This is a genomic window from Vibrio limimangrovi, assembly GCF_054064025.1.
The window spans coordinates 31,323-47,476 of the sequence record NZ_JBSUGF010000008.1; the positions used below are offsets into that span (position 1 = coordinate 31,323).

Genomic DNA, 16,154 nt, shown 5'->3' on the forward strand with positions numbered 1-16,154 from the left:
ATTGTGTAGTGTGAGAGATATTAGATGCACAGCTTAGTTGTGCTGTTTACAGTTGTTTGTTTGGCGATGATGTTTCAGTATTGTAAAGTCGCTTAGTAAAGTGTTTAGTCTGACCAAAAGATAAAGAATTCTACGGAACAAACATCTCTGATTTATAGTTACAGTAAGCACTTGCAACCTGTCCTATGAGTCCGGTGATAAGTCGAACTTAAAAGCAGAGGAGATGGTGGTCTCGATAGGTTATTAAGCGATAAATGTGAACGCCATAACAGAAATGAAATTGTATAAAATGGCGTGTAAGAAAATTTAAAAATTGATATATTTTCTTTTAAATTCATATGCTTAATATGGTCGTTTGACGTTCTCACTCTTTTTTTGTGTCTGAAAATCAGAAAGTCACTACGTAGCGCAACCTATCTCGATAACTTATTGTGACAAAAGTCACAATAACTCATTATTTCTTAATACTTAATCGCCTTATGCAACCAAGCTAATTATCATCATAGAGTGGTGTACGATGGCTTGGTTTATGTCGGTTAATATCTCTTATTACAATAAAAATGCTGTTGAGTTAGCAGAGCAATACGACTCTCTTTCATTTGAGTCTGTACACAATTCATGGAAACAGTATTGGCCAGAAAAAGGCGCGAATGTTCTCGATGTTGGCGCTGGTTCTGGGCGAGACGCTCAGTGGTTTTCTAAGCACGGTTGCTTTGTTGTTGCTGTTGAGCCTGCTAGTGCTCTTCGTCAATTAGCTATCTCAAACTCCTCGGAACAACTTTTATGGGTAGAGGACTCACTGCCTGATTTGGTCAGTGTTTGTGAATTACCGCACCAGTACGACCTTATTTTGTTGTCTGCAGTTTGGATGCACTTAAATACTGCTCAGAAGGTCGAATCTATGAAGTCTTTGTCGCAACTATTAACTGAAAAAGGAAAATTGGTTATTACGCTGCGTCATGGAAGTTTTAGCGATGGAAGAAAGACATACGGTGTATCTGTGACTGAAATAGAAAAGGTAGGTAGAAGCCTAGGTCTCTCTGTTTGCTATATAGCTGACGGTGAAGACTCACTAATGCGAACAGAGATTACGTGGCAAACCGTTATTTTAGAAAGCAGCAACGTTATTAACGTTGGAAGGTAAACGATGGCGCTTGAGTATTATTTAGAACGTTTCCAAAATTTAAAAATGAATAGTACTGGTGGTAAAAAGAGCCCTCATAAAGTATGCATGCTGTTAACCGTAATGGATCTTATCCAAGCAGGGCATATTGTTTCTAATAAGATTAAATTCAATAAAATACTTAAAGACCAATTTACTCGCCACTTCAACACTTTTGCACAAGATACGGATAAAAATACACCGGAAAACCCTTATTTCCATCTGAGAAGCGAAGGCTTTTGGCACTTATCTTACAATGAAGGATATGACGTAACGACCACAAGCCGTTACTCATCAAAGGCCGTAGCGTATGCATCTATCGATGAAGAGCTGTTTACATATATGAAAAGCTCTATTGTTTCTAACGAGCTTAAACAAGCACTGGTTTCAAACCTTTCAGATTTAGCATCGCTCTTTCGCCAATGGTTAGTAGATATCGGAAAGTCTGAGAAGACAGCGGTTAACTACCTTGGAGCTATTCGTGGCTCAATGTCTAATTGGTTAATTGAGGCAGGGGAAATTGATGAACCACTAACCAATATTAATTCATACCGAAAATTTCTTGATTACGAAAAAAAGGTAAGGAGGTTAGAGGCTTTTCAAGTTCGCGACGCGAAAGGGAAAGGGATGTACAGTGCCGCGCTCTCTCATTACCACAAGTTTCTCGCTGACTTATCTCAAATCGATATTAATGCTGATATTAAGCAAGTCATGTCGGACAAGACATTATCGGAAACAGAAAAAACGATTCTAGTAAATACGAGAATGGGTCAAGGGCAGTTTAGGTCAAAGTTAATTCAAATGTGGGGCGGGTGCGCTGTCACCGGATATAGAAACACACAAATGTTGTTGGCTTCTCATATCAAGCCTTGGCGTGATTCCAGCAATAAGGAAAGGCTGGACAAGTTTAACGGACTATTGCTTTTAGCTAACCTAGATAAGGCTTTTGATATTGGTTTTATTTCTTTTGATGATAGAGGCAAGGTTCTCATATCAGATTATCTCGAAGCACCTGAAGTGATAGGATTGCGAGAAGATATGTCATTCAACATTTTAAGTGAGCATAAGTCATATCTTGGTTATCATCGGGAACAATTATTTAAAGGTAGCTAAGTACTTACTATGTGTTCATAGCGATAACTCGTTTACCGAAGAGACAGTGGTGTCTTAAGAATTTTATTTGCTGATAGAGAGGAGTGGGGTTTTAGATAAAAGCCCACTTTCTGTTTTTTACAAAACATGGTCGTAACTTCTTGAGGTGTTGATCGTCATACATCCAATGAGTCCACCAGCCACATATAAAGTAACGAGTTTTTAGACTGTTTTGCCACCATTTTACTTTGACGAACAATTGTCGGTAAGAATTATTCCTTGTGATCTCGAGAATGATGTTTGTCAGATAATGGAAGCTACGGTGTTGCTATCTGGGCTTTCGAGCTAAGTCTCTCAGATAACTACCATTGGGTAGTACGTCAGTCGAGATGCATGAAAGGTCATCGGAACATTTATCGAGTATGAGTTTTATTGGTAAATCCACGTTTGAGTCACGCCTCATTTTTGGGGTCATTAATAAAAACGCCCGCTAATTCACGGGCGTTTTCACAGCTTAAAGGTAATTACCTTTTCAATGTGATTGGATGCGATTCCCAAGTTTCGATGTCTGGTGACATGTCGTTTTCACCAAGTAACTTATGGAATTCTAGCTTGATGATGTACTCTCCTGCTGGAGCATCGGTTCCATCTTCGAGTTTGCCATCCCAAATACCGAACTCTAAACCGGTACCTGCACCACTAGTACGTACCATGTACTGAACATCTTCCATCGTAACGCCTTCAGGCATGCTGCGCCAACCTAGATGAGCAATAGTCTTGCCATTGTGGTTTAGCACTTTTGCTCTAAATTTTCGCAACATAGGGAAGGCTTGTGACATCCCCATAAACACCATATCGTCTTTTGCACTGTCATTAGTAAAGTCTAAAGTTACAGGTACATCTGCACCATATGATGGCCCACAAGAGCCTGCAATATCAGCTTGGCTACAACATGGAGATTGATTCCAAGCCGGACCAGAACAATTTGGAATTGCTTCTGGACGCGTAAAGAATGAGCTCATGCTTGGGTTAATTTCGGTCATTGTCTCATTTTCTACAGGTAAGGCGTGATAGTCACCTTTCAGACCTAAATAAGGAACACGAATGATTTGCCCCGTCTCAACTGCATCAAATACGATCCAACCTGAAATCACTGAACCGTCTGGCACTTCTGTAGGCTCAGTAATACTAAAATAGACTGTACCGTTACCACTTGCAGATACTTCAATTTGATCAACGTTAAACGTTACTTCAGCAGCTTCTTTCCTTGCAATCCATCGCTGAGTCATAGGTGGCGCTGCGGTTAATGCTGCTTCATGATGAACATTGAACGTTAATGTTTGATCAGATTCGTTATTTAGCTCAATTGACCCATCAAAGCTATGTCCGTTCAAATCACCGATAGCAAATTTAGCAGGTAACGCAGTAACTTCTGTTGTCAAAGCTTGAATAGCGTTGACCATACCAGCGCCTTGCAATGCTGTTGATGCTGGTCCAACTTCACCAGTCCAACCAATGACTTGTGGCTGTGCAGTGTTCATAAGGATGTTACGAATATCGCCGGGATTAAGTTTTGGATTTGCCGACTTCATTAATGCTGTAATACCTGCTACATGGGGTGAAGCCATTGATGTTCCGGTTAAAAAGCCGTAATGAGCATACTGGCTTGGCATCGCAGAATAAATTCGTTCTCCCGGAGCCATTACTTCCGGCTTGAAGTCTAACTCGTGCGTAGGACCCCAAGTCGATGTAATTGAGGGAGTATTGGCCTGAGGGTTATCTATAGATACATAGTCACCCCAAATCACCGTTGTGTCTCCAGCTTCAATTTTGGCCTCTAATGCTGGTACATCAATAGGTCTGATCTTCGCAACGGGAATCGATAGATTTTGTTTATATGGAATCATATTGCTGGCCCAACGATACAACCAAAAGTCTGTATCATACAGCGGTTCATCCCACCAAATAATTGCCCCAGCACCTTCCCTTGCAAACAAAGCAGCCTGCTTAGAGGTACATGAATAAGGAATAGATCCTTTCGGCTTTTTAACTAGTACTGTTTTGCCTTCAAAAGGACCAACAGGTTCAACATCACAGTCGAATGCGCCATAGTTAATAACTTCGCTTTCACCACCTAGAGGAGCAGCTGAATTATTTGCAATAACAAATGGTACCTTTACGTCATCTACTTTAAACGCTAATGCCGCGTCATAGTAGCTACCAATAGCAGACGCTACCGCTGTCGACTTTTTCGCAATTGCTGGAGCTGCAGGAAGGAAAGGACCTGCTGACGCATTACCAATAGATATGACCGGCGCTATACCTTTTACCGCTAATTTATCAACCGCTTTAGGTAAAATCGACTTTTGAATAACACCACCAGCCATTGAGCCTAAACTCATGTTTACGACATCACAATCATCAGTAACAGCTTGCTCTAGCGCATTCAAAATCGTTGATGTATAGCCCCCGTATTCACCGCCAAATACTTTATAAATACGTAATTTAGCATCGGGCGCTACACCCACCATATTAGGACCATTACCAGCAAGAATACCCGCGACATGGGTACCATGGTAGCCAGAGTCTGAGTAGTCAGAATCTTCTTCGGCAAAGTCATAACCACTTAAAATTTTACCAGCGAATGCCGGATGTTCGGTATCAATACCAGAATCCACTACACAGGCAGTAATACCTTTACCGGTAAAACCTGCAGCATGAGCCTCTGGAACACCCGTAAGGTTGGTTACCGTTATGGTTTCACGGGTAGCATCAGGTACAGCTTCTTCGATTTCTTCGCCTGAGTAGTACACGTATTCAGGGTGAATAGCTTTTACCATTGACAACTTTTCAATAGCCTTAATCGTTTCAGAATTGGCTTCAATTGAAACACCATTTACCAATCGGTTAAATTTTGAATATTCTTTAAAATTAAGTTTCTTTTTCTTCGCTTCGTTACGAAAAGCGTTTTGTTCTTCTTGTATAGCTTCTAGGAGAGAGCTTTCATTCGCATCGATAACATCAGCAAGTGACTTACCTTTAAACTCGATGATATAGCGATCTTTTACACTACTATCACTGGCTATTTGATTCGCTAATGCTGTTGTTGAGCAACAAGATAGTGCAGCTATACAACTCGCTAAGCTAGCTTTAAAACTAAGACTTTCCATTTATTTTCCTAATCCATTAGTTGTCGTAATTTTGAGACCTGGGCGTAATTTTCACACCAAAGTCTATTTTTATGCTAAGGCGATATGCTAAGCCATTCAATGCATTGGAAATAAATACGTAGTGTTATGACGTAACAAAATGAGCGTTATCACAGAGCTCGATAGTGATTGCAATATGTTGCTTTAATGTAATGAACGCACCTCTCTACTAACTTTGGTGTAACAAATTACAACCAAATGAAAGTAGGATCAGCCAGCATGTCTATTAAAGTTGTTGGTATTGGAATCCACTCATCTTTCGGTCGAGCTACACTTTAGCGAGATATTTAACAAAAAGGATTTCACTATGCTGACTAAAAAAATCGTAGGTATTGCTCTAGTAAAAAAACACATTGCGGGTTTGTCATATAAGCATTCATGCTGAACTTCTCAGTAATAAAGCTATGAGTCGGCAAAAAGTAAAAGAACTTTTGGCTAAAATGAAACCGTCAGTCACCCCAAAGCGTTGAGTAGGGAGTTATTGTACTTGCGCCAGTTATTGGTTTTGCAACGAGACTTTGGCATGAAATTAAAGTAAGTGAATTAAGGGCTTAGTTGTTTCTGGCATAGCTAGCTACTGGTACAAAGGGTAGGTACAAGTGAGCATTATGACTAACTAAAAGTTGGACGATCAAGTTGATGTTTTATCAAACTGAGTCACTTCAAGAATACTTTCAATCACGGAACTGGTTTGATCATTCATTCTGATCGCCGATGGCAAGCATACACAAAGTTCTTCTACCAGACGTTTATCTTTCAGTGGCGTGAACGCCAACTCACCGTCATTCACTTGCTTTTCAATGTCATACCAAGTCATAAAGCTGACGCCCACCCCATCCCGAACCAGATTGGCAAGTAAGTTAAATGAACTACTTGTGGAAACGATATCGAAGCTACTGTTTTGCCTTAGAATCTCCGAGTAGAGACGAGTATGAACAGATAAATTCATGTCCGGAAAACAGAGTGGCCATTTGAGGCACTCTTGCAGTTCTATGGATTGGATATCTTTATCTATCAGATCGGGAAGGTGAACAAGACCAATCTTGCACTTTTTCCTCGCAGCAAAATGGATTTTTTCATTTCTGACGACGTTAAATGCAATGATGAAATCCAGTTGATTGCTCAGCAACAAATCAGTCAGCGACTGTGTATCTCCTGTCTTGAAGTGAATTCTTACGTTGCCGAATTTGGATGCGAGTGTGTGGTAAAGTTTCGGCAAAACGCTGTTACTTAGACACTCAACCGCACCGATTCGGAGCTGAATTAAATGCGGTCGGTGTTGTTCTTTTAAGTTTCTGCGAAAACGATTCTCTTCTGCAATCCATTCTCGGGCTTTCTTGTACAACGCTTGCCCTTGTTCTGTGAGTTCAATGCCATTAGGTAGCCGAAGCAAAAGCTGAGTTCCGAAATCTTCTTCAAGAATATTCATCTGACGGCTGAGAGCAGATGCTGCGATGTGCAGTTTTTCTGCTGCTTTTCGCACAGATCTTTCATCTGCAATGACAACGAATGAGCGAATTTCTTTGCTTAAAGCGGACATGGTTAATGACTAGAAGAGGAATGAGTGTTCTAAATTTTAGCACACAGTTAACTAAACGTTCTAGTTTAAACAACAGTAACTCTCTCTTATAGTGTTCATCAGGAAAAGGATCCCAAGGCATAAACAAACGGAGTTGCTTATGAAAAACGATATTGAACATTTGAAGATCACGATTAAGTTAGCGAAAGAGAGCGTGGAGAGTGGTAATCATCCTTTTGGTGCGATGCTGATTGGCCCAGATGGCGAAACTCTGATTCGCTCTGGTAACACTTATAAACAAGACAAGGGCGTTGGCCATGCTGAATCTAACGTTGCTCGTCTTGCTTCGCGCCAATACGAACCGGAATTTCTCGAGCAGTGCACGCTAGTAACTTCTGTTGAACCTTGCTGTATGTGTTCTGGTTCAATTTATTGGGCGGGCATCGGTAGCGTGGTTTTCGGCCTGACAGAAAAACGCCTCGCCGAGCTGACGGGAGATAACCCGGAAAACCTAACTTTAGATCTGGCTTGTCGGGATGTATTTATTGCCGGACAACGCAAGGTTGAAGTCCGCGGGCCGTATGCTCAATTGGAAGAAGAAATTGCCGCAGACCATATTGGGTTTTGGTAAGTAGACATATTTGGTGACAAACGGGGGAAAACCGATATGACTGCTATTTTTGATGATAAATGCGTCCAAGACGTTAACAAAGAGATCCATCCCGTTGATGAAGTGCCAGCGCTATCTCGATTAATACTGCTCGCTCTTCAGCATGTGATGGTGATGTACACCGGCGCTATTGCTGTGCCATTTATTATTGGCGCTGCGCTTGGTCTGTCCCAGCAGCAGATTGCTTATCTTATTCAGGCTGATTTGATTACTTGTGGTATCGCTACTCTAATCCAGACTGTAGGGATTTGGCGATTCGGTAGCCGGATGCCGATGATGCAGGGGTTAACTTTTGCCTGTATTTCTCCGGCCATCGCTATCGCCAGTGATCCCACACTGGCAGCAGGTGGCGTTGAAGATGGTTTACGAGCAGTTTACGGAGCTGTGATTGTTTCCGGACTGTTTGGTATTGCCATGGCACCCTTTGGTCGTTATATGGTGCGCGCTTTCCCACCGGTTGTAGTGGGTTCGGTTCTGACAGTTATCGGACTGAGTCTTTTACCTGTTGCCATCCAATACTCTGCAGGAGGCTATGTTGCAGATGCTGGTGAGCCTAAATACATTGCAATGGCTTTTACTGTGCTCGGTATCATTATTGCGGCAAACATATTTGGTAAGGGGTTTATTCGCAATATTTCCGTTTTAATCGGTATTGTTTCGGGTGTTTGTATTGCAGCTTCCGTGGGGATGCTGGACATATCCAGTGCTGCGAGTGCAGAGAGTTTTGCTCTGGTTGAACCCTTCTATTTTGGTACGCCGACATTTCATTTAGTGCCGATTCTGACCATGATTCTGGTGATCTCGATTACTTGGGTTGAATCGGTCGGTGATGCCATTGTGATTGGTGAGATGGTAGGTAAAAAACCTGATGCAGAAAAAATTTCCAGACTGATAAGAGCTGACGGTCTTTCCAGTGTTATTGGTGGTATGTTGAATTCTTTCCACTACACTGCGTTTTCAGAGAATGTAGCGTTAGTAAGTATCACGCAGGTTAAAAGCCGTTGGGTCGTTGCTTTGGCGGGTTTGTTTCTAATCTTTCTTGGGATGTCACCATGGATGGCGGCGATTGTGTCTTCGATTCCTAAAGCGGTAATTGGTGGGGCGGGCTTTATGATGTTTGGTAGCTTAGTTGTGGTGGGTATCAAGACGTTGAGTAAGATCGACTTTGAAACTAGTTACAATAACTTTGTCGTTGTTGGCCTCAGTGTTTCAATGGCGATGATCGCAATTCTAAAACCAGACTATTTCGCTTTCATGCCTGATTGGTCGCAACTGTTCTTCAAATCCCCTGTGATTATGGGAGCGCTGACCGCCATCATTCTGAACTTCCTACTCAACGGACTAGATAAGAAGCTTGCACTCTAAAGTAAAGTGGTTTCAAGTTCTTAAATCAAGGCTGGTTTACCCAGCCTTGGCCTTTAATAAACCGTTACAAATAAAAATCAAAACACTCCTAAAAGGTGCTATTGGCAAAAAGTGGCCACTTATTTGTTGCTGCCGCGGGGAATAGTGGTAGCAATAACGGTTCGACACCCGATTATCCTTCATCATTTGATTTACCTAATATCATTTCGGTCGCTTCAACGAATGCAAACGACGGTCTGTCCTCTTTTTCAAACTATGGCAGCATTGATGTTGATCTCGGGGCTCCGGGCGAAGATATCGTAAGCACATATACGATAACCGGGAAATATGAATTAGCGTCTGGCACTTCCATGGCTGCGCCTCATGTTGCTGGTGTTGCAGTATTGATAGCAAGCGAGCATTCAGGGTGGGGCTACGCAGAGATTAAGAACCGTATCTTGAGCACGACGCGGCCGCTGTCGTCTTTGTCTGGGAAAACCGTTACCGGCGGCATTCTTAATGCCTTCAATGCGGTTCAAGAACCCACCACGGCACCCGCTGCACCAAGCGCACTCTCTGCGACGGCTGTCTCCGATACAGAAATTCTGCTTGAGTGGGAAGATAACTCGGGCAATGAACAAGAGTTCCGTATAGAGCGTAATAGTGAGTATCTTGCTACTGCTGGGGCAAATGTCACTTCCTACAGTGATACGGGTTTAGCTCCTGATACCTCTTACAGTTATCAAGTCATCGCCTATAACGAATTTGGTTCCTCATATTCGAATATGGATACAGATACCACGTTTAGTGCATCTTCCGTTACGGAGCAAACCACGGTAGCCAGCAGTGAAATATTTGGTGCGGGTACAGTGAGCGGCACTTATGAGGATACTGCTGAAGCCGATGGTGTGAAAGTTCAAACCATTACCGAGCGTTTGTCCGGAAGAAAAGTAGCTTCTGTTGAGAATCAATACGTCTCTCGTGGTTGGCACAATGTTGATCTGAGTTGGGACGATCCAGAAATGAGCGTGGATATTTACCGAAATGGTGCGAATATCGCTCCTGGAGTATCTGGTGGTACTTACACCGATGCCAACATAGGTAAAGGCGGCGCTGAATATACTTATGAGGTTTGTGAAGCTGGTGGTACGGGTAAATGCTCGAATGTGGTAGTCGTGTCTTTTTAATGAGTTAAATCCATTTCTTTAATATCACGCAGAAAACCCCAGTAGCGATACTTGGGGTTTTCTTGTTTCATCAGTTTTCACGCCATAACGCAAGGCAGTCACCTGAATAATTGTACAAAAATTGTATTTATATCAGGTTGACACTCTTTAAATTTGCATAAACTAATGTACTATTTGTGGTTTTTTTATAACCGATACTTATAGAATGGTATGTCTGACCGATTTGAGGTTTGAAAGTGGTTCTAATGGGATAAGGGAGTGACCATGACGTTACCGTTACGGGGATTGCTACTTGGGGCATTGATAGTCCCATCTCTAGGCTATTCCGGTACTGATATGGTGGAGTTTCGAGGTTTTGGAACGTTAAGCGGAGCCTATTCTGATTCAACAACGTTAGGCTTTCGTCGTGATATCACACAAGAAGGTAAAACCCGACAGTTCAGCTTAAGTCAAGACTCTCTCATCGGATTACAGACCGACATACAGATCACAGATGCATTGAAAGCCTCCGTACAAATCGTAGCTAAAGACAGGGTAAACAACAGTTTAGATGAAGCTCTAACCTGGGGATACCTCAGCTATGATTTCAATAACACTTGGAATGTACGCGCTGGACGAATTGGCAGTGATTTAACGCTCATTGGTGACGTTGGGAATATCAGCTACGCCTACGATTGGGTGCGCCCGCCCGTTGAATTCTACGGTACGATTCCTTTTTATCATTATGATGGTGCAGAGATTCTGTATCGCCGCTCGCTTCAAAATGGTCACTTTTCTGCAAAAGTTTTCTATGGACGTTCGGGCAGTACCTTCAAATACGAGACTGGCGAGTCTGAGTTTGAGCTGGTTCCTTTTACAGGCGCTTCATTTCGTTATGAAAATGGTGGTTTCACTTATAGAGCCGGGTACGCCTGGACAGAGCTGGCATCTGCCCGCAGTTCTGGCGTGGATTTAAGAAGTTTCCTTGCAGAAAATTCTCATTTGCCAGGAATGCCTGAAACTATGGCTCAGTTCGCACTTGATCGCTCGCCGATACAATACTTTACCACCGGATTTGAGTATCGAAATGCAACTTGGAAATGGTTGGCAGAAGCCTCTTATATGGAGCTTGATTTAGCCACGATATTACCTTCTTTTGCTGCTTATACTGGCGTTGTCAAACGTTTCGATAATATTGCTTTTTATGGGTTAGTCGCTCACGCGCACTCGACGCATTCTCCCGAATATGCGAATCCTCAGTTGCCTGAGCCTCTGCGTCATTACCTACAGATAGGTCTGAGCGAAAGTGACGTTGAGCAAAGTTCGGCTTCACTGGGTATTCGTTGGGATGTGGCGACAAATGTTGCCATAAAAGGTCAATGGGATCATAGTTGGGTGTCGGCGGGTAAATCTGTGTTATGGGAAGGTAGTGATAGTACGAGTGACGAGCAAATAAACGTATTCACCCTGGGTGTGAATTTTATATTTTGATGCCAATGAAAAAATATCTCACTCTACTACTCATCATCTTAAGCAGCATTCCATTAAAGGGGTGGAGCCAGGATTTGGTTGTTATCGTCAATAAGGAAAACCCACTTAATACGCTCACTAAACACCAGCTCATTGATCTGTTCATGGGACGTACGCCATATTTTCCAAGTGGTGGTGCAGTGGTGAAACTGGATGCGCCAAGTTCGTCTGAGGTCCGTAAAGCGTTTTATCATTCTCTGGTGGATATGTCTCTGACGGAAGTGAATGCGTATTGGGCGAGGCTGATGTTTAGTGGCCGTGCAACGCCCCCGATGCAGGTACCTCAAGAGCAAGATATCGTCAAACTGGTGGCGAATAACTCAAACGCGATTGGTTATGTCCCCAAGGGCAGCTATGGAGAGGGGAATAACGATGTCAAAGTTGTTTTCGTTGTATCAATGGATCAATAGCCGTCTTGGGTTCAAACTGATGGCAGCGATTCTCGCTGTTGCGATCATTTTTATTCCTATCACTAGTTTTATCAGTTACCAGTATACCTATGGCGAAGTGCAGCAACTGGCCAAGGAGCGAGTGCATAGACTGGTGATGATGATCAAGTACAACGCTTCTATGGCGGCGTATTTGTCGGATACTGAATTGGCCTTGGATGTGGCTTCCAGCCTTGTTGTTAACCCGGAAATTCAGGGAGTGCGCTTTAGTGTCGATAATGACATTCTCATTGTTAAGGGGAACATCCCCCGAGACCAGAGTGACTTATTAGAAATACTCACCCCTCCATTTGGTGATGCAAAAATAGGCATGCTTGAGGTGTTTCTTAATCGCTCTTTTATTCACCAGCAGGCTCGGGACCGAGGGACCTCACTGGTTATTTGGCAATCGTTCTTGTTGGGGACGATCCTATTCTGTGTGTTCGTCATTTTTCGTCAGCTTATCTCGCGTCCGCTCAATCTACTTATCGAGCAAATTCGACATCTTCCTGTTGATAGTGGTCAATCAGAGCATGCTATTCAAATTCCATCTCGTGATGAAATCGGCTTTCTCGCCAAAAATACAGAAACTTTGATGAATCGGATCCGGCATTTTTATCTCAGTGAAGCAGAGAAAAATGAGCAAATTATTCAGTTGGAACGTCAGTTTCGAATCATCTTTGAACACTCCCATGCGGGTATTGCGCTCATTGATGACAATAATCAAATCTATCTGGCAAACCAGTCGTTTAAATCGACTTTTCAGTACGATGAGTCTTTGCAGGGCCAAGTTGTACTACCAGAGCTGTTTGACGATAAGGAAGAGTTTGAGTCATTGCTGAAAGAAGTGCGTGAAGAAAGCACCAGTTCGTTTAAAGATTTCCGTTTACATAACAAAGAAGATGTGTGGTTAAGGGTGATATGTTCTCGCGTAGCGCATCGGCGCAACCGAGAGTTAGAACGATTTATTGAGCTGGTGGTGTACGATATTTCAGATCGCGCCCACAAAGAAAAAACGTTTGTTTACAACGCCACTCACGATGCCTTGACTGGGATTTATAACCGACGTGGCGGGGATGCTCGTTTTAAAGAACTGTGTACCCAAGCCCAGAGAAAAGGCGCGCATCTGGTGATGATTTGGCTCGATTTGAATGATTTTAAGATCGTGAATGATGAGCACGGGCATGAAGCTGGCGATATCGTGTTGAAGGAATTGAGCTCTCGCTTAAGAAGTATTTCACGTCCAAATGACGTGATCGCTCGTTGGGGCGGAGATGAGTTTGTGGTTGCCATCAAATTGATGGACTTGTCTATTTTGCCTAATATTCTGATGGATATCGAACATGCTTTTACCCAACGTATTGAAATCAATGATGACCTGTCCGTTTCCGTTGGAGCCAGCATTGGTGTCAGTACATCATTAAATTCGGGCTATGATGTCGAGAAGTTACTTGTCCGAGCCGATCAGATGATGTACCGGGTCAAACGTGAAGGGAAAAACGGCACCATCGTGGATGACTTACCAATTTAGCCGATACCGTTACGTATCTTCTCCCTACACAGAACCCCAAGCCAGATGCTTGGGGTTATTCATTTTTCCCAGCTAGCTAGAGATGTTTGGGACGAACTCAAATTTAGATTCCTGAAAATGACGTTAGATGAATGTCTTTTATAGTTGGTCACTATATCGGGACATATTGCAGCATAAGTGCATCAAATTGGTGCAATATGCGAAAGGCTTTTTGGTAAAAATGAGCTATTGCATAGCTTTCGGCTATTCAATTGTGTGGCAGGGATTTTGCTTATTTGTTAATAAAATATTAATGTATCGTTTAAAGGACTGAAGTAAAGCCATCAAGGAAAATAATAAATGACCACTAAATTTACCTTAAAACAACTGAGGTATTTTGTTGTTGCAGGGGAACATCAGAGTGTTACTAAAGCAGCCGCGTTAATGTTTGTTTCTCAGCCTTCAATCTCTTCTGCGATTCAACATCTTGAACATGTTACTGGGCTACAATTGTTTGTCCGTCATCATGCTCAGGGGTTATCGCTTACGCCTCAGGGCTATCGGTTTTTCAATAAAGCCAAATCACTTCTCAGTGACGCTGACGATTTGTCTCGTTTTGCTGAAACTCTGGGAACAGAGATTTCAGGTGCCCTCAATGTCGTTGGGTTTCCGACGTTCACGTCATTGATGATGCCGTCGATGATCAAGCGATTTGTGGAAAAATATCCCGCAGTCGATGTTCAGTGCGACGAAATGCATCAACAAGATATTATTCAGGGCTTAAGTAACTGCAAATACGAACTTGCTGTCACTTATGATATGCAGTTACCTGAGAGTATCGAATTCATACCATTGATGGTGATGCCACCTTATGTAGCGGTCAGTAAACACCACTCGTTAGCAAGTCGCTCATGTTTATCGTTAGAAGAGTTGGCTGAGCATCCTATGGTGATGCTAGATTGGCCGATGAGTAAAGAGTATTTTTGCTCTTTGTTTTATAGTCATGGCATCGAACCAAAAGTGGCTTTCAAAGCTCACTCCTTGGGTATGGCGCAGGGCTTGGTAGAAAATGGGTTAGGGTACTCTCTTCTTAATACACCAATGCGTGGTGAAGACGGAGTTAACAGCAAGCTTGTTTCTATTCCCCTGAAAGGAAATTTACTGCCTTTGACCATGGGAATTGCGAAACTGAAGCAATCTCGCTTATCCCCGGTAGGAAATGCATTTGTGGAAGTTTTGAAGGACTTTAACTCTACCATTCAAAAGCAAACGCCATATTCCGTTATAACGTCACTTGCTTCATAATTCCTTCTGTTTGAGTTTTCTGAACTCGGTCGGGGCTAGCCTCGACCAACGTTTAAACGCATGACGAAAACTGGCGGTATCGCTGTAGCCTAGTTGCTCTGCGATATCTGCGATGTGGGTATCGGTCGTTTCCAATAATGTTACAGCTTTCTGGTAACGTACTTGATTAACCAGCTTTTGGAAGCAGATTCCCTGTTCTTTTAAACGTCTCCTTAGCGTTCTTTCTGTCATCCAAAGCTCTCTGGCTACGTTGGTCATAGAGTAAGATGCGGGCTCTTGCGAAACGAGATACTTGATTTTGGATGCCAAATCCTGAGAAGCTCTGGCGTGCCATTCACTCTCTTTTATCTCACATTGTCTGTACAGATCTTCGAAACTCACTTTATTCGCAAGCGGGCAGAGACTTAAGAAAGTACTCAGTTCAAACGTAATCCCATCGTATTCGCAGGGCTCTACATTACAGCCGAGAAAGGTCGCAACTTTTTGAAGATGCGGTATTGAGGAGCAGGTGAGTCTAACCGCCACAGGCTTCACTGTGTGACCGAGTAAATCTTCAATTAATGTCAGCACAGAAGAGAGCGCCATCTCGATGCTAAACTGTTTCAATTTATCTGAATAACAGTAGTCACTGATTTTAAGCGTTACGGTTCTCTCATCTGGTTCCAGCTCAATGTTGAAGTACCATCCAAGTGATAGTGGGAAAGCGATCAAACAGGATATCGCCTGAGCTACATTCTCACTGACCAACATGGCGTAACCGGGCAGGCCGAGACAGGATACTTTAATCGACCTTCCTATTTGTAAGCCCAGGATTTCACTCTGGGTAATATCCAACAGACTTTCAAACGTCGATATCTCCTGAAAACGATTGAATTCAGTTTCTGGCAAATAAAGTGATTCGCCAGTCAGGCCCGCGCTTGCTAATACATCTTGAGTGCTTATCCCATTCTGTCTCGCAAGTTCGATGGCGATAGCAATGACATGAGATGTCGCAGGTATTTGTCGCGGGTCAGTTTTGTTGATTAATACATTTTTCTCCGTATGAACATTACTCAGCATTAGCGGTGCTGAGTCTGGAGATTCCTTGTAATAGTTGATGATGACGATTCCTTTTATCACGTTGATTTCAATTATTGGGGAGCCAGTTCCTTTGAGTCCCTGTGTATTTTGTCAATATCGCATATTGTCCGAAATTATCCCATTTTTGTCCTGGTTTTGT

At 42.8% G+C, this 16,154-nt stretch carries 12 protein-coding genes and 1 pseudogene; 10 read left to right on the forward strand and 3 right to left on the reverse strand.

Annotated features, from left to right (window positions below; all coding sequences use genetic code 11):
* Window positions 1–529: 529 nt before the first annotated feature.
* Window positions 530–1,144 carry a class I SAM-dependent methyltransferase gene (locus tag ACWYU8_RS10915; RefSeq protein WP_457520181.1) on the forward strand — a complete coding sequence of 205 codons (615 nt, stop codon included), beginning with the start codon at window positions 530–532 and terminating at the stop codon, window positions 1,142–1,144.
* A 3-nt stretch (window positions 1,145–1,147) separates the two neighbouring features.
* Window positions 1,148–2,275: an HNH endonuclease gene (locus ACWYU8_RS10920; protein WP_457519599.1), complete on the forward strand. Its 1,128-nt coding sequence runs from the start codon at window positions 1,148–1,150 to the stop codon at window positions 2,273–2,275.
* A 503-nt stretch (window positions 2,276–2,778) separates the two neighbouring features.
* Here ACWYU8_RS10920 and ACWYU8_RS10925 read toward each other — a convergent pair.
* Window positions 2,779–5,424: a S8 family serine peptidase gene (locus ACWYU8_RS10925; RefSeq protein ID WP_457519600.1), complete on the reverse strand. Its 2,646-nt coding sequence runs from the start codon at window positions 5,422–5,424 to the stop codon at window positions 2,779–2,781.
* A 346-nt stretch (window positions 5,425–5,770) separates the two neighbouring features.
* On the opposite strand from ACWYU8_RS10925, the pseudogene ACWYU8_RS10930 reads away from it, so the two are divergent.
* Window positions 5,771–5,918, forward strand: a pseudogene (locus ACWYU8_RS10930) (IS110 family transposase); the annotation flags it as partial.
* A 176-nt stretch (window positions 5,919–6,094) separates the two neighbouring features.
* Here the strand turns inward: ACWYU8_RS10930 and ACWYU8_RS10935 are convergent.
* A complete protein-coding gene (locus tag ACWYU8_RS10935; protein WP_457519601.1) occupies window positions 6,095–7,003 on the reverse strand; it encodes a LysR family transcriptional regulator in 909 nt (302 codons plus the stop codon).
* Between the two features lie 139 nt (window positions 7,004–7,142).
* Here ACWYU8_RS10935 and ACWYU8_RS10940 point away from each other — a divergent pair, with 139 nt between their 5' ends.
* The 7 genes from ACWYU8_RS10940 (at window position 7,143) to ACWYU8_RS10970 (ending at window position 14,935) form a co-directional block, all read left to right on the forward strand.
* Window positions 7,143–7,613, forward strand: a complete 471-nt coding sequence (locus ACWYU8_RS10940) for a nucleoside deaminase (RefSeq protein ID WP_457519602.1) — start codon at window positions 7,143–7,145, stop codon at window positions 7,611–7,613.
* A 36-nt stretch (window positions 7,614–7,649) separates the two neighbouring features.
* Window positions 7,650–9,017, forward strand: a complete 1,368-nt coding sequence (locus ACWYU8_RS10945) for a nucleobase:cation symporter-2 family protein (RefSeq protein WP_457519603.1) — start codon at window positions 7,650–7,652, stop codon at window positions 9,015–9,017.
* Between the two features lie 101 nt (window positions 9,018–9,118).
* Window positions 9,119–10,183: a S8 family serine peptidase gene (locus tag ACWYU8_RS10950; RefSeq protein WP_457519604.1), complete on the forward strand. Its 1,065-nt coding sequence runs from the start codon at window positions 9,119–9,121 to the stop codon at window positions 10,181–10,183.
* A gap of 264 nt (window positions 10,184–10,447) precedes the next feature.
* The gene (locus ACWYU8_RS10955; RefSeq protein WP_457519605.1) at window positions 10,448–11,653 is read left to right on the forward strand and encodes a hypothetical protein; all 1,206 of its coding nucleotides are present in this window, start codon (window positions 10,448–10,450) and stop codon (window positions 11,651–11,653) included.
* A 5-nt stretch (window positions 11,654–11,658) separates the two neighbouring features.
* Window positions 11,659–12,102 carry a hypothetical protein gene (locus ACWYU8_RS10960; protein WP_457519606.1) on the forward strand — a complete coding sequence of 148 codons (444 nt, stop codon included), beginning with the start codon at window positions 11,659–11,661 and terminating at the stop codon, window positions 12,100–12,102.
* Entirely contained in the window at window positions 12,065–13,651 is a 1,587-nt protein-coding gene (locus ACWYU8_RS10965; protein ID WP_457519607.1) for a diguanylate cyclase, read from the forward strand. Before ACWYU8_RS10960 ends, ACWYU8_RS10965 begins: the two co-directional genes overlap by 38 nt.
* 339 nt (window positions 13,652–13,990) lie before the next feature.
* Window positions 13,991–14,935: a LysR family transcriptional regulator gene (locus ACWYU8_RS10970; protein WP_457519608.1), complete on the forward strand. Its 945-nt coding sequence runs from the start codon at window positions 13,991–13,993 to the stop codon at window positions 14,933–14,935.
* Here ACWYU8_RS10970 and ACWYU8_RS10975 read toward each other — a convergent pair.
* Window positions 14,930–16,054: an AraC family transcriptional regulator ligand-binding domain-containing protein gene (locus tag ACWYU8_RS10975; RefSeq protein WP_457519609.1), complete on the reverse strand. Its 1,125-nt coding sequence runs from the start codon at window positions 16,052–16,054 to the stop codon at window positions 14,930–14,932. The two genes, ACWYU8_RS10970 and ACWYU8_RS10975, sit on opposite strands and share 6 nt — an antisense overlap.
* Between the last annotated feature and the right edge of the window lie 100 nt (window positions 16,055–16,154).